Here is a 21,266-nt window from a genome sequence, read left to right on the forward strand (position 1 = left end):
TGCCATGCCTAAGAAGATCATCACCAAAGCCACACTACCCAAGGTCATGCGTGAACTGGATCGTTGGGAAGGCAAGCTCACCTGGCCGCTTTTTTGCGATCGTGTTGCCAAGGTGCTGAATGTTCCCTCTATCTCGAAGCACACGATGTACCTATACCCCGCCATCAAAGTGCGGTTTCAGCAGCGCCAGAAGGATCTGCGGGAAACCCGAGACGCTCTTCCCAGAGACTTCACGATGGACGCTGCAAATCGTCGCGTCTCCGACCTTGAAGCGCAGGTAAAGCGACTCGAGGAGTCAAACAGCCTCTTGCTTGATCAGTTTCGCCGCTGGCAATACAACGCGTATTCGAACAATGTCCGTATGGACATCCTCGCTTGGGACAAGCCCTTACCGGAAGTCAATCGATCTGGCAGAACTCGCTCACTGAAGAAAAGTTCGGCCGGGCGCAAGTAGAGTTGTGGCCGTCTCGATCTGTGTCCGGTTAGGCCAGAATGTCCTGCCACTCATAAGCCCCCAGATACCCGATTCTCTCCAGTCGAGCTCGCACCTGACGCGTCGGCGCCTTGGTGAGAAAAATTCGGCGGTGGCCTATCACCAGGCCAAGACCTTACAAGTGGCCGGGCTGGAGCCAAGCGGCTGCCAACACCGGTAGTTGGAGGCTGAGCGCCGGCTAAGTAGTGTCGCTTCGACCTCCGAACGCTGGCGCCCGCCTACGCCGGCGGCAGGCTGTCAGAGTACGCCAGCCAACCTATTCGTAGCGCCTTAGCATCCACCAGCGCGTGATGCCGCATTTCCTGGTGCTCGGCATGGCTAGAAAACCACCCCTCAACGGCCATCCTGAGACCAAGGTCGTCTGCCAATTGGGTCTCGAAGTCCGGCAACGGGCCGCACGCGTCGACCTGTTCGTCTGGTAGCTCGAATCCAGCAAGCACGAACTGCAACAATGCGATGTCGTTGAAGTAGTCAGCAATTACACGGGGTGATTCTGCATCAGCGAGAAAGGCTCGCAAGGCCGTCGTCATTTCCCTGTCGGACATTAGACATGCGCCGCCTTCCAATAGCGGGAAAACAACATGGCGCACGAAGTCGCTTGTGGTCTGGGGCCGCGGGTCGCGCTCTGCGTAGAACTGTTTCGATCCATCCTCACTAATCAAGCCGATGCTGATCAGATCGGCGCCGAGTACATCGGCCCATTCGGTGTCCAGGAAGAATCTCATGTGCGCAACCTTGCTTCCTCTGCATGCAAAAATGCGTGCAGGCCGATCTGCTGCAGAACGTTGTGCACGTCACTGGGCTCCTTCGGGAGATGTTCAATCTTGCGCGACCCTAACGGACAGGGTTCATTGCAGGTTGTTAAGGTTGAACCTAACCCACGGTCGAAAATCTCACGACCGCACAGTTGTGCGCTGGCGTGGTGCCCCTGGCCGGGCTCGAACCGGCACTTGCCGCTTATCTGGCGCTGACGGGATATAAATCCGCTGCTCTACCCATTGAGCTACAGGGGCGTGATCATTCTTGGGCGATCACGCCGGTATTCGGGCAGGCGACAGGTGCAGGAAATTCATAGTGTCACCGTAGCACAATCAATTCGGCTGTGAGCCCCGCTTTATGGGGCGTCGTACTCGTAGCGAGTCACGAAGAAGCGCAATGTCCCGGCGTCGAGCAAGGCAGCCTTTGGGATGGCGACTCCTTCACTACGGACGATGCGCAGCGCACTACGCAGATCAGTAATGCGCAGATTCCGCGGGCAGTCGTCAGACAGGATGTCTCGCATGAGGGCATCAAGAATGTCCTGGACCGCCTGACGGTGCACTGCGTCAGCCAGGCCACTCTCGACCTCTACTTGGCGCGACAGGAGGCTGGGGTAAGCCTCATCAGATAGGGGTAGCTCAATGCTTGGACTCATTGGGGCGGTTGGCCGGGCGGGTACCTCGAGCCAGTATTCCATTTTGGACTATTTCAGCGCTGACTCTAGCTTACCGGCATCCAACCGGCAAGTAAGATGTCAGGTTTCAGCGAACGCCATCCCTATTCGGTGCTGCTTACTCACTTGCGCCGCATGCGACTCGAGTCCGGGCTGACGCAAGTCGAGCTGGCGAAGGTCTGGGGCACTTCGCAAGCGGTGACCTCCAAGATTGAACGCGGCGAGCGGCGTTTGGACCTAGTGGAGTTCATTTCGCTCTGTAGAGCTATGGGGTTACCGGAGCAGGAACAGTTGTCGCAGCTGCTAGTCGACTTTGACGCGCTTCCGGCGCGGTCCTGGCTGCTACTGCGCGGGATCAGCTCGGAACCAGAGTAGTGTCCAGATAAAGTTCATGAGGCTCGGGCTCACCTCTTGCCGATTGCAGGGCGACCAAATCCGTGATCCGTTAGGGCGGGAGGTTGCTGCGCCTCGGGCTTCGATTTAGACGTGCGTCAACAGAGCGGTCAAGTAGCCGGCGACATTGTCGCAGTCACCAGTTCGCTCCCGCACTCCAAGATGAAAAGTCCTGCTTGGCTGCCTCTAGGACGCGATCAGGGTCTTCAGCTAGCATCTTGGAGGGAGTGGCTCCGCCCAACAGCGCATGCGGAGCGATTAGCCACTCAACTTCCTCCCAACCGGATGTCGCGTGGCCTTGTGCGACACCATATGAGCCGCGCAGAAGCGAAAGAAGGTAGGCAAACCCAGGCAGAGGTTTCCTCGAAGGACTCAGTTGCCATTGTGGATAGAGATAGCCTCCCTGCTCTGGAATCCATACGCCAAGGATCCTGCCCGATTGCCTAAATTGGCTAAGCGTTTGCCCTTCAAGGGTATCTGGGGTCAGAAAGGCTTCGAACGTCTCGGCATCGAGCCACCCTGCCGATACCGTCGCTCTCGCTCGAACAGACGACGGGCTGTCCGGAGGGAAATATTTACTCATAGGTCGCGTGCCATGTGTGCTACTTAACTTAGGACTGCAACAGGAAGTCTGTTACACCAAACTGCGGGCTGAACTTCCGCGATCTGGGCTTAGGGCGCAGTTAGAGTCTGATTCGCCAAGCGGGAGAGGGAAAAGTCTCATGTCCACAGCACGGACGCCGACTCGCGGCATCCGTCGGGGTGCAGGATCTCGTTCCTCAGGCATAGGATAGTGATTCGGATCCTAATGAGACAGTGTGGACCGGCCAAGCTGCAGGACTATCCCAATCCGCCCTTGCTGCGACGTTGGGTTGGCCGCAGCAGCGCCTCTCGGTTATTGAGGCCGGGGCCCGCAGCCTGGAGGTCATGGAGTTCCCGCACCTCACGGGGCGCTCGTCCTGTCCCCGCAGGCGGCCGTCCAATTGGTAGTTCCCGAGGCCCGTCGACGAGATCGCGCCAAGTCCGGAAGAGGGGCTGATTCGGGTCTGATCCTAATGGGTGCGACTGCCTTGCTTTAGCGTGCTGCTCCTGGCGTCGGACGGTTGATCGCCTCCTATTGCGGTGTACGCTCAAAATGCAGTACATTGGCAGTACATTTCGGCTTTGGGGATGCCGCATGAAGCGTCTGAAGAACGAGACCCTGTCGATCCGTACATCGACGGAGATCAAGGATCTGCTCCGGCTGGCCGCCGAGCGTGAGCGCCGTTCGGCCGCTTCGATGATCGAATCCCTGATCCTTGAGTATGCGCAGGAGCACGGGATTACCCAAGCCAAGCCGGCCGCCAAGGGCAAAGCGGGGACGGCGTGAACAAGAAGGCCCTGTCCGAGCGGGACATCTGTACCAAGTTCATCACCCCGGCCCTTGAAAAGGCGAACTGGGACATCGCAACCCAGATCAGGGAGGAGTTCCCGCTGACCAAGGGGCGCGTGATCGTGCGCGGGCAAATGCATACCCGTGCCCAGCCCAAGCGCGCCGACTACGCGTTGTTCCATAAGCCTGGCCAGCCGATTGCAGTGATCGAGGCCAAAGACAACAAGCACAGCTTGGGCGATGGTATGCAGCAAGCGCTGGCCTATGCCGAGATGCTGCAAGTCCCCTTCGTGTTCAGCAGCAATGGTGATGGCTTCCTGTTCCATAACCGCATCGCCAAGGATGGGGTAATCGAACGCGAACTGGCCCTGCACGAATTCCCCAGCCCGCAAGTCTTGTGGCAGCTCTGGGCGGAGCACCAGGGCCTGACTGAGGCCCAGAAGCAGGTTGTCACCCAGGACTACTACAGCGACGGCAGCAACAAGACCCCGCGCTACTACCAGCTGTTGGCAATCAACAAGACCATCGAGGCCATCGCCAAAGGGCAACAGCGCCTGTTGTTGGTCATGGCCACCGGCACCGGCAAGACCTATACCGCCTTCCAGATCATCTGGCGCTTGTGGAAGTCGCGAGCCAAGAAGCGAATCCTGTTCCTGGCCGATCGCAACATCCTGGTCGATCAGACCATGACCAACGACTTCAAACCATTTGGTCCGGCGATGACCAAGATCGTCAAGCGCCAGGCGAACAAGTCCTATGAGATCTATCTCTCCTTGTACCAAGCGGTGACTGGCACCGAGGAAGAGAGGAACATCTACAAGCAGTTCAGCCCGGACTTCTTCGACCTGATCGTGATCGATGAATGCCACCGCGGCAGTGCAGCCGCGGATTCCGCCTGGCGCGAGATCCTCGAATACTTCTCCAATGCCACCCAGATTGGCCTGACCGCCACGCCGAAGGAAACTAAGGACGCTTCCAACACCGATTACTTCGGAGAGCCGGTTTACAGCTATTCCCTACGACAAGGCATCGAAGATGGCTTCCTCGCGCCATACAAGGTGGTGCGCATCGATATCGACAAGGACCTGACCGGCTGGCGGCCGGACAAGGGCATGTTGGACAAGCACGGCAATGAGATCGAGGACCGCATCTACAACCAGCGGGACTTCGACCGAAATCTCGTGTTGGAACAGCGCACCCGGCTTGTGGCGAAGAAGATAACCGATTACCTCAAAGCCAGTAGCCGTTTCGACAAGACCATCGTGTTCTGCGACAACATCGACCACGCGGAACGCATGCGTCAGGCGCTAGTGAACGAGAATGCCGACCTGGTCGCGTTGAATTCAAAGTACGTGATGCGCATCACCGGCGACAACGAGGAAGGCAAGCAGGAGCTGGATAATTTTATTTTCCCCGAGAGCAAGTATCCGGTTATCGCCACCACCTCCAAGCTCATGACCACCGGGGTAGACGCGCAGACCTGCAAGTTGGTAGTGCTGGATCAGCGCATACAGTCCATGACCGAGTTCAAGCAAATCATTGGCCGTGGCACCCGTATTAACGAGGACTACGGCAAGTACTGGTTCACCATTCTCGATTTCAAGAAAGCCACTGAGCTTTTCGCTGACCCGGCCTTCGATGGCGACCCTGTGCAGATCTACGAACCCAAAGGGGACGACCCCATCGTGCCGCCGGAGTCCACGCCTATCGACGGCGCCAACACGGCAGACCCCAGTCTCGATCCCGATGGCAGCTACCCGCAAGGCTTCAGCTACAATCCCCAGCCTGTTAGCGACGGCGACGAACACGACAAGCCACGACGCTATGTGGTCGCCAACGTCGAGGTCAACGTTTTGGCTGAACGTGTGCAGTACTTCGACGCCAACGGTAGGCTGATCACCGAGTCGCTGAAGGACTACACGCGCAAGACCGTCGGCAAGGAATTCGCTAGCCTCGGTGACTTCCTCAAGCGCTGGAATGGTGCACAGAAGAAGCAAGTGGTGATCGATGAGCTGGCCGAGCAGGGTGTGTTCTTCGATGCCCTTGCCGAGGAGGTAGGGCAAGTCGGCAAGAGCTACGACCCTTTCGATCTGCTCTGCCATGTGGCTTGGGGCCAGCCCCCGCTAACACGCCTTGAGCGCGCCGAGAACGTGAAGAAGCGGAATTACTTCGGCAAGTACGGCGAACGGGCTCGGAGCGTGCTCGAGGCCCTGCTGGATAAGTACGCCGACGAAGGCGTCGGGCCAATTGAAGAGTCGCAAATCCTCAGCATTGCCCCGATCAATCAGCTCGGTACACCAATCGAGCTAATTCGTGCTTTCGGCGGCAAAGAAAAATACCAACTGGCCTTGGCTGAGTTGGAACAAGTCCTTTATAGCGCCTGATGCGCTGACTCATTCAAAAAGACCCACGCAACATGACCATTACCACGCTTATCAAGTCCATCCAGGACATCATGCGCAAGGATACGGGCGTCGACGGCGACGCCCAGCGTATCAGTCAGATCTGCTGGCTACTGTTCCTGAAGATCTTTGACGACAAGGAGCAGGAATGGGATGCCATCCAACCCAACTATCGTTCCCCGCTGCCGAGCCGCTTCCGTTGGAGCAACTGGGCCAAAGATCCAGAAGGCATCACGGGCGAGGAGCTGATCGACTTTGTTAACAACGACTTGTTTCCTTCACTGAAGGCGCTGGCTACGCGTGCTGGGGTGTCCCGCCAGGGCAAGGTTGTAGGCGCGGTGTTCGAGGATGCCTACAACTACATGAAGTCGGGCACCCTGCTTCGGCAGGTCGTCAACACGATCGAAGAGGACGTGGACTTCAACTCGTCCAGCGACCGCCATCTGTTCAATGACATCTACGAGAAAATCCTCGCCGACCTGCAATCGGCGGGAAACGCCGGTGAGTACTACACCCCACGCGCCGTCACCCAGTTCATGGTGGACGTGCTAAACCCACAACTGGGTGAAAGCATTCTGGACCCAGCATGTGGCACCGGGGGCTTCCTCACTTGTGCCATCGAGCATTTGAAGAAGCAGGTGAAGACTCCTGACGATCAGGAGCGCCTTCAGGACAACCTCCACGGCGTGGAGAAGAAACCCCTGCCGCACATGCTGGCCATGACCAACATGATGCTGCACGGCGTCGACGTGCCAACCAATATCCGACACGACAACACTTTGAGTCGACCTTACAAGGATTATTCCCCGCGCGAGCGGCTGGACATCATCATCACCAATCCACCGTTTGGCGGGATGGAAGAAGACGGCATCGAGAAGAACTTTCTGGCCAAGCACCAAACCCGCGAGACCGCCGACCTGTTCATGGCGCTGATCATGCACCTGCTCAAGCACGATACGGGTCGCGCGGCGGTAGTTCTGCCTGATGGCTTTCTATTCGGCGAAGGGGTGAAGACCACGCTCAAACGCGAACTGCTGCAGGACTTCAACCTGCACACCATCTTGCGTCTACCCAAGGGTGTGTTCGCCCCCTATACCAGCATCGCTACCAATATTCTGTTCTTCGACAAGGGCGGCCCAACGAAAGATGTGTGGTTCTTCGAGCATCCCTATCCGCCGGGATACAAGAGCTATTCGCGCAGCAAGCCGTTGACAATCGCCGAGTTCGACCTGGAAAAGAAGTGGTGGGGTGGATCGACGCGCAAAGGCCGAAAGACCACCGAGCAAGCGTGGAGGCTGAGTGCGGCTGAGATTGAGGCGCGGAACTACAATCTGGATTGCAAGAACCCGCACCAAGTCGATGTGATCCACGCCGAGCCGGAAGACTTGCTGGCCGAATACCAGCAACTCTCGGTCCAAGTGCAGGCTGCTCAGCAAGCCCTAAAGGCGACCTTGCTGGCGGCATTGGAGCGCGGCGCATGAATGCAGTGCTGGCCGAAGCCGGCGGCCGCGGTGCGTGGCTGGAGCCCTTATTCGACGTGGCTTTCACCGCGCCGAACGGAGTGGCGCGTTTGCGTCAGCTGATTCTGACGCTGGCGATGCAGGGTAAGTTGGTGCCGCAAGATCCCACGGATATGCCGGCGGCGGAATTGCTCGAGCAGATCGCGGCGGAGAAAGCCACGTTGGTGAAAGCCGGGAAGATCCGTGCTCCCAAACCACTGGAGCCGATTGCGGAGGCCGAAAAACCTTATGGGATTCCGGCGGGCTGGGAGTGGGTGCGGCTGGGTGAAATCGGCGTTTGGAAATCTGGCACAACACCAAGTCGTACGAACAGCAAGTATTACGGAGAAAAAATTCCTTGGGTGAAGTCAGGTGAGGTGAAGCAAGGTCGCATCATTGCAACGGAAGAAAGCATCACGCCACTTGCATTGCAGAAATGTTCGTTACATCTGAATCCAAAAGGTTCCGTCTTGGTTGCTATGTACGGTGCAAACATCGGCGAAGTTGGGATTCTGGACATAGAGGCAACAACGAATCAGGCGGTTTGTGCTTGTCAAACCTTCACGAAGATCGATGAGCGATACCTTCTTAACCTGATTTCGTCATTGAAGCCGCATTTCATCGCACAAGGTGCGGGTGCTGCACAGCCCAATATCTCCCGAGAAAAAATTATTGCCACGGTAGTTCCATTGCCGCCGTTGGCAGAGCAGAGGCGCATTGTCGCTCGCATCGACGAGCTGATGTCTCGCTGCGACAAACTCGAATCTCTGCGCTCAGCCCAAGATTCCAAACGCCGCGGAGCCGGCGCAGCCGCCGTGCGCCAGTGGCTGGCCGGCGACGATGCCGCTGCCGTGCTATTGGGCGAACACTTCGCCACACTAATCAGCACTCGCGAAGACGTTGCCGAACTCCGCAAAGCAATTCTGCAATCGGCAGTGATGGGCAAGCTGGTGTCGCAAGATGCGAGCGATGTGCCGGCATCAGAGCTGCTGAAACAGATTGCGGCAAAGAAGGCCGCGCTGGTGAAAGCCGGGAGGATTCGCACACCAAAGCCGCTGAAATCGATTGAGAATGCCGAAAAGCCTTACGCGATTCCGGCAGGATGGGAGTGGGTGCGGTTTGGTGAGCTCGTCGAAGTGTTGAACGGTCGTGCCTATAAGCAGAACGAGCTGCTGGATAAGGGAACCCCAGTGCTTCGCGTCGGGAATTTGTTTACATCGAAGCACTGGTACTACTCGAATATTGAGCTCGAAGATGACAAGTACATCGATCGCGGCGATTTGATCTACGCATGGTCGGCTTCGTTCGGGCCGTTCATTTGGGATGGTGAGCGCGTCATCTACCACTACCACATCTGGAAGTTGCGATTCTTTGTTGAAGGCTCGCCGGTCAAACGATTTCTCTATAACTTCTTGATGAATGAAACTGAGGCAATCAAAAGCTCCGGTAATGGCATCGCCATGCTTCACATGACCAAAGAGCGCATGGAAAAATTGTCGGTTCCGTTGCCGCCACTAGCGGAGCAGAAGCGCATCGTCACTCGCATCGACACCTTGATGCACCTCTGTGACACGCTGGAACAGGGCATTGATACCGCCCAAGGCAAGCAAACCGAGCTTCTTGGTGCAGTGATGGCGAGAGTGTATTAAGCGGAGGATCTACACCAATCGCGGCGAGGCACGAGCCGACGTCTTCCATTACATCGAGTTGGTCTACAACCCAAAACGCCGGCGCAGTTTCAACGACGGGCTGTCCCGGGTGGAGTTCGAGAAGGAGTGCGCACTAAACGACTTACGACTATCCACAAAACCCTGTGCGATTCACCTCGAAACAAGTGCCTTTCAATGATGAGGTTGCTTAGAGCAAAGAGGGAGTCAGCCCCCAAAGCGCACAGGGCGCGTGGCTATTGTGGAGTGGGATGGCCGCCACTTGGCATCGAGCGAGTAATTAGATTAGATGAAGCGTGTGGTGCAGACGGGCTTGAAGGCCAAATCGTTCGGCAGCTCAAGCCGCTTTTGATTGGAGGGAAAGTGGTATGCTAAGTCATGTGCTTTTGTTCCAAACAGAGGTTTTATGAAAGAAATTACCTTGGTGATGTTTGATAAAAAGGTTAACTCGCAAAATATTCAATTTGTTATGGATATTGCGACGTACGCCGAGCTTGCTGCGAATATAATAAACAACAACCCGTATCAGCGAAACAGGGTGAGTAAGAGTGGCAGTATATATAATCTTCTGAAGGAGGATCTGCTCAAAGAGTGCATAATCCCTCCCATTGTTCTGGCGTCCACGTCAGAGTTGGATCCGGAAAGATCGCCGCAGGATCGATTGGAAGAGGTTTTGGCTGATCATGGTAACTTGAAGATTTTGGATGGGTTGCAAAGGTCGCTATCCATAATGGATGTTTATGCCAACAACCAGGCGCACTTTGATGCCCTTCAGAATAAGTATCTTATAAGGGTTGAGGTTTATCTTTCAATCAGCGATACAGGAATCTTGTATCGAATGCTAACGTTGAATACTGGGCAAACGCCTATGACCCTCCGCCATCAACTGGAGATACTTTTCTCAAAGTATGCAGAAGGTGGGATGGATGGTGTTCAGATTCTGCGAGAAGTTGATGAGGCGTCTGTGCGCTCTATCGACATGTATAGGTTCTCGGACCTAATCGAGGGCTACACATCATTCCTGGAAAAGAATGAGCTCCCTATTGACAGGTTTGACATTCTCCAGACGGTAAGAACTATTAAGTTCATTTCCGACGAGGGCTCTGAGAAGATTGAATTCTCTGACTTTCTGAAGTCATATCGATCTTTGTCTCTTGCCTTTGAAAATCGCTTCCCGGGCTGGAGTTATCCTGCTGAAGTAGACGATGACATGCGTACGGCGGCTAACCCCTTTGGTCGCGAGGTTTACAAGATTTTCAACAAGAGTCAACCGTTGACTGGGTTTGGTGCCGCCGTTGCAGAGCTAATTGCGGCTGGATCTTTTGCAGGGCTTGGTGATATTGAAGGCATCGTCCCTGATCTGCAATTTGCAGACGATGATCTACTTCGTATAAATAAGTTCTTGGATGACATTCGCGGTGAGTCTAAGAAGATTGGTAACGGGCAGCGGATCTTCTTCAAGCTGTTCTTCAAGTATCTATTTGATCGTGATGGTAGTTCATTTTTAGTGGTTTCCGATTCTTTGGAGAGGGCTAAAAATCGCGCCATGGCTGAGGTCTGATGTCATGGTTGAGCTAGTAAGGATTTCGAATGAAAGCGTTCCTTCGGCCTACAGGGTGGACTCGCTTCCAGAAGTGCAGGCGGAGTACGGTGTGAGGTTGTACACCAAATCTGTTCCTGATGAAAAGGAGATTTCGCAAGTCTTTGTACGCGCGCAGTCGGATTTGCGGATTGGATGGCTTATCCCCGTCATTTCCATGATTTCCTCAGAGCACGAGTATTTCGAGGATAAGTACTTCAGGAAACACGTTTATGAGGCGATGAAGTTCCTGGAGGGTAAGGAGCTTCACGAGAGCATCTATGTTCTGGTTTACAGTAAACGCCTTCTTGTTGAGGCGGGCATCAAATCCGACGGAGAGCTATCTTTATCTTTCATGCTGTATGGGCTGTATCCATACTTTGGGCGTCATTCTGTAGTGGGCGTCGAAAACAAGATGCATTTGGAGCCCAATCTGAAAGTTTCTGGAGGCTTTGATTTCGATTGCTCCGTGGGCTTCTTTAAGGCTCTAGTACATGATCTACTACCGGCTGAGCGCAACGGATACGCTAGATTCATGTTCTTCTATCAGGTATATGAACTTGCAATGGAGATGGTCTTCTATAAGAAGGTCAACGATCTGAAGATATCTAGGAGCCATCTTGGAATCATCAGGAAGAAGATTGAAGACTATTCTTCCGAGGGGAAGCTGATTGGGGTTCTGTATGCTGAGATGGGCAGGGATCAGAATGATTCCTCGTTGGCTGCGGTGTCAAGGAGTATATTTGAAGACTTGAAAGACGAAGATTATTATCTTGCCACAAATAAGTCGGCTATGCTCTATGATATTAGAAACACCTTGGTTCATAGTTATTATAGATACAGCGTTGAAGGTAATATTTCCTATCTGGCTTCATATATAGAGGATGAGGCTTTTCATGTTTTGAAATACATCCATTCTATTCAAGGCATGAGGGAAGAGGTGGAAGGGAAGTACTTTATCGATCGACATTGAATGCGTCGACTGATTTGCGTACCTATGAATCGCTCAGGGTTCCGTAGACACCTTGCAGCCATAAACTATGGCTTAGGCGGGGGTGGTTATGAGCACGAAGCGGTACACCGATGAGTTCAAGATCGAGGCGGTCCGGCAGATCGTTGAGTACGGCCGTCCGGTAGCGGAGGTTGCCTAGCGGCTGGGCGTGTCGATCCACAGTCTTTACGGCTGGAAGCGGCAACATGGCAAAGGCGATGTTGGCCGGCGTGTCGAGCAGGACCAGAACGCGGAAGTGCGCCGCCTCAAAGCTGAGCTACGCCGGGTCACTGAAGAGCGAGACATCCTAAAAGAAGGTTCTTCTCCCATCTGAGGGGAGAGGCTCACGGCCGACACGCTAGATTGTGGTTGTCGAGACTACAAACTGGGGCCGGCCGTGGCCAAGCTGGATTGTATGCCGTTGTTGGGGGGGGGGAGGGGGCTGGGCGGGGTATCGACTGGATGATTGGAGACGCGAGATTCGTGGTGGAGTCTCGTGGCTGGTGCTTTCGCTGCTCCCCGACGGACGCCGTAGGCGCCGCTGCAGCGGTTGTTCCAAGTGGGTCATCCCTATCCATGACCATGTGATCCGGCGCGTCCGTGATCTGCCCGTATTCGACGAGCCGGTCGAGTTGGAGGTGCAGCGGCGGCGCGCGGCCTGTCCTCGTTGCGGGCCAAAGCTGGAACACTTGGACTGGCTGGATCGGCACTCCCGGGTCACGCAACGACTCGCAAAGAGCGTTGCACAGATGTGCGCAACCACTTCGATCCATGCCACAGCCAAATGGCACGGGCTGGACTGGAAAACCGTCAAAGCGCTTGATTTCAGGCACTTGCAGCAGACGCTGGGACCGGTTGACCTTTCCGGAGTCCGTATTCTTGCAATGGACGAATTCGCGATCCAGAAGGGCCATCGCTACGCCACGGTGATAGTAGAGCCGTCGAGTGCCGTACCGCTGACGCCAGAAGCTCTACTTTAGAAATGTCTGCTTGACGGGGGAGCTTACGATCGCAGCGGCTACTACGCCTGGCTCAAAGAGCCGGCAAGCGATCGCGACAAGGACGATCAGCGATTGCTTGGGCTGATCAAGCACAGCTGGCTGGAAAGCGGCTCGGTGTATGACCACCGCAAAGTGACTACAGATCTGCGCGAGCTTGGCGAGACGTGTAGTCGGCATCGCGTGGCGATTAAGCAGAGGAGCGGATTGACCTTTTATGAGCGCGTTCAGCAGTGCGTGCAACCTCTAGCGGCTCATCGGATCTAGGTAGAGGATGGGTAAAACGGTGGTGAACTCAACGATTCAGGTCATTGCTTGGCCTTCTGCTGCTCCGGGCGGGCGTTAGAGATAGCACGCGGGCGTCTGACACGGGACTGTCGATCCTAAAGCTGGTTGGCGCAGACGGGTTTGGCTGTCGCATCTTGGGTTCTCAACCTTTTCACCGTTGGTGGTTGAGATCAGTGCTTGGTCGTCGGCCACAAGTGACCTTCCTGTGCGGGTTTCCGACATGGGAGCCAAAGCGTTGGCTTCCGAATAGTGTGCACAACCCTTCTGAGTCGCACTGCACCGCGTTGGATCAGAAAGGCCCGCTTTTCAGCGGGCCTTTTTTGTTTCTGAGGTCACATGCGATCTGTTGCCTGATAGGCAACAGTTGTCGCCTGATGAGCAACACTTCGCCAATGGTGTGCATTGGGTTCCGACCACCCGCGATTCATCTATGCCGTCTGGCATTGCAAACACGGTGCGGCAGCGGGGCGCGGCATCCAAGCGCGTCGGTTGCCTTTGTGCCCTGCAGCATTGATTTTCGTGCACTGCGTCTTGCAAAAAAACGATTTCCTCCCCTATGGTGCAATCGATTGCATTTCCGTAAATCGTTGCGTTTGATACCGGTTGGGAGGCCGGCAAGCGGATGTCCATCCACCCGATTGGATCGATCCAAGGCGTGCGCCTTACGCGGCGTGATGCGCTGCGCATGGCAGTCGCCGGAAGCATTGGCCTGGGCGCCGCAGGCGTGCTGCCCGCGATGGCCGCCACCGCGCCGCTCAAGGGCAACATGAAGCATTCGGTCGCCCGCTGGACCTTCCCCCAGTTATCGGTGGCCCAGCTCTGCCAGACGGTAAAGGGCATCGGGTTTGCCGCCATCGACCTGGTGGGGCCGGAGGACTGGCCCACGCTGAAGGCGCATGGTGTCTACAGCTCGATGTGCAACGGCGCGGAGCTGGGCCTGACCAAGGGCTTTGCCGGCCGCGAGTTCCACGACCCGCTGGTGGAACGCTACACCCGGCACATCGACCTGGTCGCCGATGCCGGCTACCGCAATCTCATCTGTTTCTCCGGCAACCGCAACGGCATGGACCCGCAGCAGGGCCTGGCCAACGCCGAAGCCGGACTCAAGCGCATCCTGGGGCATGCCGAGAAGCGCGGCGTGGTGCTGGTGATGGAGCTGCTGAACTCCCGGGTCGATCATCCTGACTACCTGTGCGACCACTCGGCGTGGGGCGTGGAGCTGTGCCAACGGCTCGGCTCGGATCACTTCGGCCTGCTCTACGACATCTACCACATGCAGATCATGGAGGGCGACATCATCGCCACCATCGGCAGGCATCACGCGCATTTCAAGCATTACCACACCGCGGGCGTGCCGGGCCGGCACGAGATCGGAGACCAGCAGGAACTCCAGTATCCCGCCATCTGTCGCGCGATCCGCGACACCGGTTTCGATGGGTATCTGGCGCAGGAATTCATGCCTGCGGCACCCGACCCCATCGGTTCGCTGCGCGAGGCGATCCGCCTCTGCGACGTCTGAAATTGATATCCACCCAGGTGAAGTAGAACCCATGGCAGACAATCATTACGACGCAATCGTCGTCGGCTCCGGCATCAGTGGCGGTTGGGCGGCGAAGGAACTGACCGAGAAAGGCCTCAAGGTCCTCATGCTCGAACGCGGACGCAACATCGAACACGTGAAGGACTACGTCAATGCGATGAAGGAACCGTGGGACTTCCCACACCGCAACCGGCCCACCCAGGCGATGAAGGCCGCCTTTCCGGTACTGATGCGCGACTACGCGCTGGCCGAGAACCTCGAAGGAATGTGGGCCGACGAACAGGAATCGCCCTACATCGAGACCAAGCGCTTCGACTGGTTCCGTGGGTATCATGTCGGCGGTCGCTCGTTGATGTGGGGGCGGCAGAGCTATCGCCTGTCGGACCTGGATTTCCAGGCCAACCTCAAGGACGGCATCGCCACCGATTGGCCGATCCGTTACGCCGACATCGCGCCCTGGTACGACCACGTGGAAAAGTTCGCCGGCATCGCCGGTACTCGCGAGGGGCTGGACGTGCTGCCCGATGGCGAGTTCCTGCCGCCGATCCCGCTGAACATCGTTGAAAAGGACGTGGCCGCGCGGATCAAGCAGGCCTTCGGTGGCACCCGGCACATGATCCATTCGCGCACCGCCAACATCACCCAGCCCAAGCCCGAGCAGGGGCGCGTCAACTGCCAGTACCGCAACAAGTGCATCCTGGGCTGTCCGTTCGGCGCCTACTTCTCGACCCAGTCGGCGACGCTGCCTGCCGCCATGAAGACGGGCAACCTCACCCTGCGGCCGTTCTCGATCGTCAAGGAAGTGCTCTACGACAAGGACCGCAAGCGCGCACGCGGCGTGGAGGTGATCGATGCCGAGACCGGGCAGACCTACACGTACACGGCCAAGGTCATCTTCCTCAACGCCTCCTCCTTCAACTCCACCTGGCTGCTGATGAACTCGGCCACCGACGTGTGGGAAGGCGGGCTGGGGTCGTCGTCCGGCGAGCTGGGGCACAACGTGATGGACCATCACTTCGGCGCCGGTGCCTCCGGCCGGGTAGAGGGCTACGACGACAAGTACTACTTCGGCCGGCGTCCCTGTGGCTTCTACATTCCGCGTTTCCGCAACGTGGCCGCCGACAAACGCGGCTACCTGCGTGGCTTTGGCTACCAGGGCGGCGCCAGCCGCAACGGGTGGTCGCGCGAGATCGCCGAGCTCAACATCGGTGCCGACCTGAAGGAGGCGTTGACCGTGCCGGGCGACTGGCGCATCGGCATGACCGGCTTCGGCGAAATGCTGCCGCACCACGACAACACGATCCGCCTGGACCCGGACCGCAAGGACAAATGGGGGCTGCCGGTGTTGGCGATGGACGTCTCCATGCGCGCGAACGAGAAGGCCATGCGCAAGGACATGGCCGCCGATGCCGCCGAGATGCTGGAGGCCGCCGGGGTCAAGGACGTGGAGATGCACGACAACGACTACGCGCCGGGCAAGGGCATCCACGAAATGGGCACCGCACGCATGGGCCGTGACCGGAAGAATTCGGTGCTGAACCAGCACAACCAGGTCTGGGATGCGCCCAACGTGTACGTGACCGACGGTGCCTGCATGACCTCCAGCGCCTGCGTGAATCCCTCGCTGACCTACATGGCGCTGACCGCACGCGCGGCCGACCATGCGGTGCGCGAGCTGAAAGCGGGGAACCTGTGATGGAACGTCGCGACCTGTTGAAGATGATTGTCGCCGCCACGGGTGCGGCCCTGGTCGGCCTGCCTGCACTCGCCAGCGGCCCGGTGCCGGCGGCGGGGGCGAAGACCGCCTTCTCCGCCGCCGATATCGGCACGCTGGGCGAGATCGCAGAATCCATCCTGCCGCGCACGAAAACGCCGGGCGCGAAGGACGCCGGCACCGGTGCGTTCATGGCGAGGTTCGTCACCGACTGCTACACCGCCCAGCAGCAGGCGGCCTTCCATGCCGGCCTGGCCGACATCGACAAACGTGCCGGTGGAAGCTTCGTGGCGCTCTCGCCGCAGGCCCGCACCGAGCTGCTGCGCACGCTGGATGCGCAGGCCCGGAAACGCGCCACCGAAGTGAGCGAGACCGGTACCGCCGAAGGCGGCGAAGCGACGCCACACTACTTCACGATGATCAAGCAGCTGGCCATCTTCGGCTTCTTCACCTCGAAGGTGGGGGCAACGGAAACGCTGCAGTACGTCGCCGTGCCGGGTCGCTACGACGGCGACCTGGCCTATGTCCCCGGTACCCCTGCGTGGGGCACCAGCTGATGAGGAACCCGATGAGCAAGCCCTTGCTGATGGCGGCCTGCGTGCTGGCTGCAGCGCCTGCGTTCGCGCAGGCCGATGACCCCGCGCGCGATCCGACGAAGACCGAAGTGTGGAAGCCGGTGCCCGCAACCGTGGCCACGCCCGCGAACGCCGCGCCGTCCGACGCGATCGTGCTGTTCAATGGCAAAGACGTTTCCGCGTGGGAGTCGGAGCAGGGCGGACCCGTGCCCTGGAGCGTTGCCAACGGCGCGCTGACCGTGGTGCCGGGCAGCAAGGGCATTCGCACCAAGCAGGATTTCTGCGACATCCAGCTGCATGTCGAGTGGCGCGCACCCACTGCGACCAAAGGCTTCGACGGCCAGCATCGCGGCAACAGCGGCATCTTCCTGCAGGAAGTGTATGAGCTGCAGGTGCTCGACAGTTACAACAACCCCACCTATGCCAATGGCCAGGCCGGCTCGCTCTACAAGCAGGCTATTCCGCTGGTGAACGCCTCGCGCAAGCCGGGCGAATGGCAGGCCTACGACATCATCTGGAAGGCGCCGCGCTTCTCACCGGGCGGCGGGCTCGCGTCACCGGCCCGCATCACCGTGCTGCACAACGGCGTGCTGGTACAGAACGACACGGTGCTGTCGGGCAAGACCGAGTACATCGGCGCGCCCTCGTATGCACCGCATGGGTGCGCGCCGCTGTACCTGCAGGAGCATGATTCCAAAGTCAGCTACCGCAACATCTGGGTGCGGAAGCTGTAGTGGGATCCTATTTCGCCAGGTAGCTGGCGAGGTTGCCGATGTCCTGTTCGGAGAGCTGGGAGAAGGGCGGCATCAAGCCGCCGCCCTTCTTGATCTTTTCCTTGATCTGCGCCGAGTCCAGCCGCTTGGCGACATCGGTGAGCGCGGGGAACGTCGGCGGAACGCCGGCCCGGTTCGCGCCATGGCAGGCAACGCAGTGCGTCGTGTAGAGCTGAGCTCCGGCGGCGGGGTCGTCCTTGGACCACGCCGCACTCGCAAACGTGGTCCCACACAGAACCACGGCCATTGTCAGGATCGTTTTCAAGCAGGGCTCCTTGGCTGGCTAGCGCTGTGCGCTGGCGGGCAGGCGGGCGGTGAGGTGGTGGCGCAGGTAGTCCGCGCCGGTCTTGATGACGGTGGCCGGATCGCGCGGCTGGTCGTGTTCGACGATGTACCACTGCACCCCGGCAGCGGCCGCAGCAGGCAGGATCGCGTTCCAGTCCAGCACGCCCTGGCCGACGGCGGCGAAGCCGCCCTCGTCTTCGGCCTGGCCCTTGGGGGCATTGTCCTTGGCGTGCACCGCGAACACGTGGCCGCGGAACTTGCCCAGCATCACCACCGGGTCATGGCCGGCACGTGCCACCCAGGCCAGGTCCAGTTCGGTCTGCAGGTCGGGGCCGGCCGCGGCGAACAGCAGTTCCAGGCCGGTCTTGCCGTCGAAGTCGACCAGCTCGAAGTCATGGTTGTGGTAGGCCAGGTGCATGCCCTGGGCTTTCGCCTGCGCCGCGATCCGGCCCAGTTCCTCGCCCAGCGCGGTCCAGCCGGCGGCATCGGTCGGCCGATCCTTCTTGTCCAGGTACGGCACCACCAGCGTGGTGTTGCCGATCGCGCGGTTGAACGCCACCACGCCCACCAGGTCATTGCGCAGATCGGCCAGCTGCACGTGCGACGAAACGGCCTTGATCGAATAGCGGTCCAGCAGCTGCTTGAGTTCGGCGGCGCTGACGTTCTGGGTGCCGACCGTTTCCACCGCGCCCACGCCCGCGTCATGCACGATCTTCAACTGCTGGTCGAGCGTGCCGGCGTTGCGCAGCGTGTACATCTGCACCGCGATGGGCGGCTGCGGGCCGGCCGCGTCGCCGGCGAAGGCGGGCAGGGCGGCGAGCAGCAGCAATGCGAGGGTGGTGGTCCTGCGTGCAGCGATTTTCATCAACACATCCTCCCGAAGTTCAACCGATGGTGGTCCAGGCGCGCGACCTGGCCGATGCAATGACGCGGTCGACAATCAGCGCCGAACGCAGGCCGTCCTCGAAGGTGGGCAGGCCCTGTGGCCGCTCGCCGTCGATGGCGTGATAGGTGTCGGCGACGAACGCCTCGAAGCACTGGGCGTAGCCCTGCGCGTGGCCGGGCGGCAGCACCGCCAGCCGGCGTTGTTCGGGACTGCCGGCGCCCGGGCCGCGCACGAAGGTTTCCTCGCGCTGGTCGGGCCGGCCGATCCACAACCGCTCCGGGTCTTCCTGGTTGAACGAAACGCTGGCCTGGGCGCCGTCGATCTCGAACCAGAGGCGGTTGTGGCGCCCTGCCGAGACCTGGCTGACCGTCAACGAGGCCAGCGTACCTGCGCCGGTCTTGAACATCGCCGCGGCCACGTCCTCGCTGGTTACCGCCTGCATCGCGCCACCCGCCGCCGGCGTGCTGAAGCTCTGCGCGCCCACGGCGCCGCGCTCGGCCACCACGGTGGCGAACACCGCGCTGACATCAATGAAGCGCTCGCCGCTGACCCATTCCACCAGGTCGCACCAGTGCGAGCCGATGTCGGCGAACACGCGCGAGGCACCGCCCAGTGCCGGGTCCACCCGCCAGTTGTTGCTGGCCGGGTCGAGCAGCCAGTCCTGCAGGTAGCTGCCGTGGATCAGGTGCAGTGGCCCCAGCTCGCCCTGCGCGATGCGGGCGCGGGCCTCGCGCACCACCGGGTGGTAGCGGTAGACGAACGGCACCGTGGCGACCAGCCCGGTCGAGGCGGCCAATGCTGCCAAGGCCTGGGCGTCTTCCAGCGTGGTGGCCAGCGGCTTCTCGCAGATCACATGCTTGCCGGCTTCCAGCGCCGCCTGCGCCATGGCGCGGTGCAGGTGGTTGGGGGTGCACACGTGCACCACCTGCACCTGCGGATCGGCGACCACCTCGTCGATGTCTCGATAGCCGCGCGGAACATTCCATAAGCGCGCCACGTCCTCTGCGCGTTGCGGCGACGAGGCGACCACGCCGCGGATCTCGGCGCCGGCCAGCAGCGCCGCGCGACGGTGCACGGCGCCGATCATGCCCGTGCCCACAATGGCGATTCCAAGCTTGCGCATCGGGTCGATTCCTCAGTGCGTGGTGGGCGCGGCGGCAAGCGCCGGCCGGTCGCGGAACAACAACAGGAAGGCGACCAGCACCACCAGCGCCACGCCGGCCGGGAACAGCCAGATCCGCTGCCAGTCCGGGCCCGCCGCCGTGGTGTAGTGCTCCACCACCGCGCCGGACAGGAACGTACCGATCAGCATGCCCACGCCGTACGTGGCCAGGGTGATGAAGCCCTGCGCACTGCTGCGCGCGGCCGGACCGGCATGTGCGTCGGTGTAGATCTGGCCGGTGACGAAGAAGAAGTCGTAGCAGATGCCATGCAGCACGATGCCGATCACCAGCAGGGAGAAGCCGCCGCCCGCATCGCCGAAGGCGAACATGACATAGCGCACCACCCACGCGGCCATGCCCACCGCCAGCATGGTCTTGACCCCCAGCCGCACGAACAGGAACGGCATGGCCAGCATCAGCAGCACTTCGGAGACCTGGCCCAGCGATTGCAGCCCGGCCGCGCCGCGCACGCCCAGGTCGTTGAGGTAGGGGTTGGTGAAGTTGTAGTAGAACGCCAGCGGAATGCAGATGGCGATGGAGGCCAGGAAGAACACCAGGTAGGAGCGCGACTTCAGCAGCCGCAGCGAATCCAGCCCCAGCACCTGGCCCAGCCCGGCGTCGCGCTGCTGCGCCAGCGGCGGCGTGTGCGGCAGGGTGAACGCATACAGGCCCAAGGCCAGCGATGCCATCGCCGCCATCCGGAAGGTCAGTTCAAGCGTATGCGCCTGTTCCCAGCCCAGCCAGCCGATCAGCACGCCGGCCACGATCCAGCCGACGCTGCCGGCCACGCGCACGGGCGGGAACTGCTTCTCCGGCGATTGCATGTGCCGCATCGCCACGCTGTTGGCCAGCGCCAGCGTCGGCATGAACAGCAGCATGTAACCCATCACGCAGGCGAAGAACGTGTTGAAGTCCGTCGCCGTGGATGCCAGCCACATCATTACCGCACCGGCCAGGTGCAGCACGCCGAGAATGCGCTGCGCCGCGAAGTAGCGGTCCGCGATCAGCCCGACCAGGAACGGCGCCACGATGGCGCCGATGGACTGGCTGAGGAAGGCCGTGGCCACCTGGCTGGCGCTGGCTTGCAGCGGGCCCTGCACCAGGTACGTGCCCAGGGTCACGAACCATGCGCCCCAGATGAAGAACTGCAGAAACATCATCGCGCCCAAGCGCGACATGGCGTGCCTCATGGCTTGCCCTCCCAGGCGGTAATGGC

At 59.4% G+C, this 21,266-nt stretch carries 18 protein-coding genes, 1 tRNA gene and 3 pseudogenes; 16 read left to right on the forward strand and 6 right to left on the reverse strand.

What is annotated here, in order from left to right; all coding sequences use genetic code 11:
- The first annotated feature begins 4 nt into the window (after positions 1 to 4).
- A complete protein-coding gene (locus tag NMB40_RS03115; protein ID WP_494360112.1) occupies positions 5 to 454 on the forward strand; it encodes a hypothetical protein in 450 nt (149 codons plus the stop codon).
- A 257-nt stretch (positions 455 to 711) separates the two neighbouring features.
- Here NMB40_RS03115 and NMB40_RS03120 read toward each other — a convergent pair whose 3' ends face one another.
- Complete coding sequence (locus NMB40_RS03120; protein ID WP_494360113.1) at positions 712 to 1,218, reverse strand: 3'-5' exonuclease family protein; 507 nt, start codon at positions 1,216 to 1,218, stop codon at positions 712 to 714.
- Between the two features lie 195 nt (positions 1,219 to 1,413).
- A tRNA-Ile gene (locus NMB40_RS03125) sits at positions 1,414 to 1,506 on the reverse strand.
- A 497-nt stretch (positions 1,507 to 2,003) separates the two neighbouring features.
- Between NMB40_RS03125 and NMB40_RS03130 the strand changes: the two genes are divergently transcribed.
- The 15 genes and pseudogenes from NMB40_RS03130 (at position 2,004) to NMB40_RS03200 (ending at position 17,677) form a co-directional block, all read left to right on the forward strand.
- Positions 2,004 to 2,300, forward strand: a complete 297-nt coding sequence (locus NMB40_RS03130) for a helix-turn-helix domain-containing protein (protein ID WP_494360114.1) — start codon at positions 2,004 to 2,006, stop codon at positions 2,298 to 2,300.
- 1,195 nt (positions 2,301 to 3,495) lie between these two features.
- On the forward strand, positions 3,496 to 3,687 hold the full coding sequence (locus tag NMB40_RS03135; RefSeq protein ID WP_494360115.1) for a hypothetical protein: 192 nt from the start codon (positions 3,496 to 3,498) through the stop codon (positions 3,685 to 3,687).
- On the forward strand, positions 3,684 to 6,074 hold the full coding sequence (gene hsdR / locus NMB40_RS03140; protein WP_494360116.1) for an EcoAI/FtnUII family type I restriction enzme subunit R: 2,391 nt from the start codon (positions 3,684 to 3,686) through the stop codon (positions 6,072 to 6,074). Before NMB40_RS03135 ends, hsdR begins: the two co-directional genes overlap by 4 nt.
- 32 nt (positions 6,075 to 6,106) lie before the next feature.
- Positions 6,107 to 7,573, forward strand: coding sequence for a type I restriction-modification system subunit M (locus NMB40_RS03145; RefSeq protein ID WP_494360117.1), 1,467 nt, complete (start codon positions 6,107 to 6,109; stop codon positions 7,571 to 7,573).
- Positions 7,574 to 7,725: 152 nt separating this feature from the next.
- Positions 7,726 to 9,240 carry a restriction endonuclease subunit S gene (locus NMB40_RS03150; protein WP_494361029.1) on the forward strand — a complete coding sequence of 505 codons (1,515 nt, stop codon included), beginning with the start codon at positions 7,726 to 7,728 and terminating at the stop codon, positions 9,238 to 9,240.
- Positions 9,227 to 9,439, forward strand: a pseudogene (locus tag NMB40_RS03155) (IS3 family transposase); the annotation flags it as partial. The gene NMB40_RS03150 and the pseudogene NMB40_RS03155, both read left to right, overlap by 14 nt.
- 225 nt (positions 9,440 to 9,664) lie before the next feature.
- Positions 9,665 to 10,819 (forward strand): hypothetical protein, encoded by a 1,155-nt coding sequence (locus NMB40_RS03160; protein ID WP_494360118.1) that lies wholly within the window; start codon positions 9,665 to 9,667, stop codon positions 10,817 to 10,819.
- A 4-nt stretch (positions 10,820 to 10,823) separates the two neighbouring features.
- The gene (locus NMB40_RS03165) at positions 10,824 to 11,810 is read left to right on the forward strand and encodes a hypothetical protein (protein WP_494360119.1); all 987 of its coding nucleotides are present in this window, start codon (positions 10,824 to 10,826) and stop codon (positions 11,808 to 11,810) included.
- A gap of 88 nt (positions 11,811 to 11,898) precedes the next feature.
- Positions 11,899 to 12,147, forward strand: a pseudogene (locus NMB40_RS03170) (transposase); the annotation flags it as partial.
- Between the two features lie 184 nt (positions 12,148 to 12,331).
- A complete protein-coding gene (locus NMB40_RS03175; protein WP_494360120.1) occupies positions 12,332 to 12,808 on the forward strand; it encodes a helix-turn-helix domain-containing protein in 477 nt (158 codons plus the stop codon).
- A gap of 30 nt (positions 12,809 to 12,838) precedes the next feature.
- Positions 12,839 to 13,030 (forward strand): annotated as a pseudogene (locus NMB40_RS03180) (IS3 family transposase); the annotation flags it as partial.
- 706 nt (positions 13,031 to 13,736) lie between these two features.
- Positions 13,737 to 14,633: a hydroxypyruvate isomerase family protein gene (locus NMB40_RS03185; protein WP_494360121.1), complete on the forward strand. Its 897-nt coding sequence runs from the start codon at positions 13,737 to 13,739 to the stop codon at positions 14,631 to 14,633.
- Between the two features lie 31 nt (positions 14,634 to 14,664).
- On the forward strand, positions 14,665 to 16,350 hold the full coding sequence (locus tag NMB40_RS03190; RefSeq protein ID WP_282244472.1) for a GMC oxidoreductase: 1,686 nt from the start codon (positions 14,665 to 14,667) through the stop codon (positions 16,348 to 16,350).
- On the forward strand, positions 16,350 to 16,925 hold the full coding sequence (locus tag NMB40_RS03195; RefSeq protein ID WP_494360122.1) for a gluconate 2-dehydrogenase subunit 3 family protein: 576 nt from the start codon (positions 16,350 to 16,352) through the stop codon (positions 16,923 to 16,925). The genes NMB40_RS03190 and NMB40_RS03195 overlap by 1 nt, the downstream gene beginning before the upstream one ends.
- 11 nt (positions 16,926 to 16,936) lie before the next feature.
- Positions 16,937 to 17,677, forward strand: a complete 741-nt coding sequence (locus NMB40_RS03200) for a 3-keto-disaccharide hydrolase (RefSeq protein ID WP_494360123.1) — start codon at positions 16,937 to 16,939, stop codon at positions 17,675 to 17,677.
- A 7-nt stretch (positions 17,678 to 17,684) separates the two neighbouring features.
- Here the strand turns inward: NMB40_RS03200 and NMB40_RS03205 are convergent, their stop codons facing one another.
- The 4 genes from NMB40_RS03205 to NMB40_RS03220 are packed head-to-tail and all read right to left on the reverse strand — an operon-like array spanning position 17,685 to position 21,240.
- Positions 17,685 to 17,981, reverse strand: a complete 297-nt coding sequence (locus NMB40_RS03205; protein ID WP_494360124.1) for a c-type cytochrome — start codon at positions 17,979 to 17,981, stop codon at positions 17,685 to 17,687.
- A gap of 18 nt (positions 17,982 to 17,999) precedes the next feature.
- Positions 18,000 to 18,866 (reverse strand): sugar phosphate isomerase/epimerase family protein, encoded by an 867-nt coding sequence (locus NMB40_RS03210; RefSeq protein WP_494360125.1) that lies wholly within the window; start codon positions 18,864 to 18,866, stop codon positions 18,000 to 18,002.
- Positions 18,867 to 18,885: 19 nt separating this feature from the next.
- Positions 18,886 to 20,010: a Gfo/Idh/MocA family protein gene (locus tag NMB40_RS03215; protein ID WP_494360126.1), complete on the reverse strand. Its 1,125-nt coding sequence runs from the start codon at positions 20,008 to 20,010 to the stop codon at positions 18,886 to 18,888.
- A gap of 12 nt (positions 20,011 to 20,022) precedes the next feature.
- Complete coding sequence (locus tag NMB40_RS03220) at positions 20,023 to 21,240, reverse strand: nucleoside permease (protein WP_494360127.1); 1,218 nt, start codon at positions 21,238 to 21,240, stop codon at positions 20,023 to 20,025.
- Positions 21,241 to 21,266 lie beyond the last annotated feature (26 nt).

Source organism: Stenotrophomonas sp. FBCC-B152 (genome assembly GCF_059134105.1).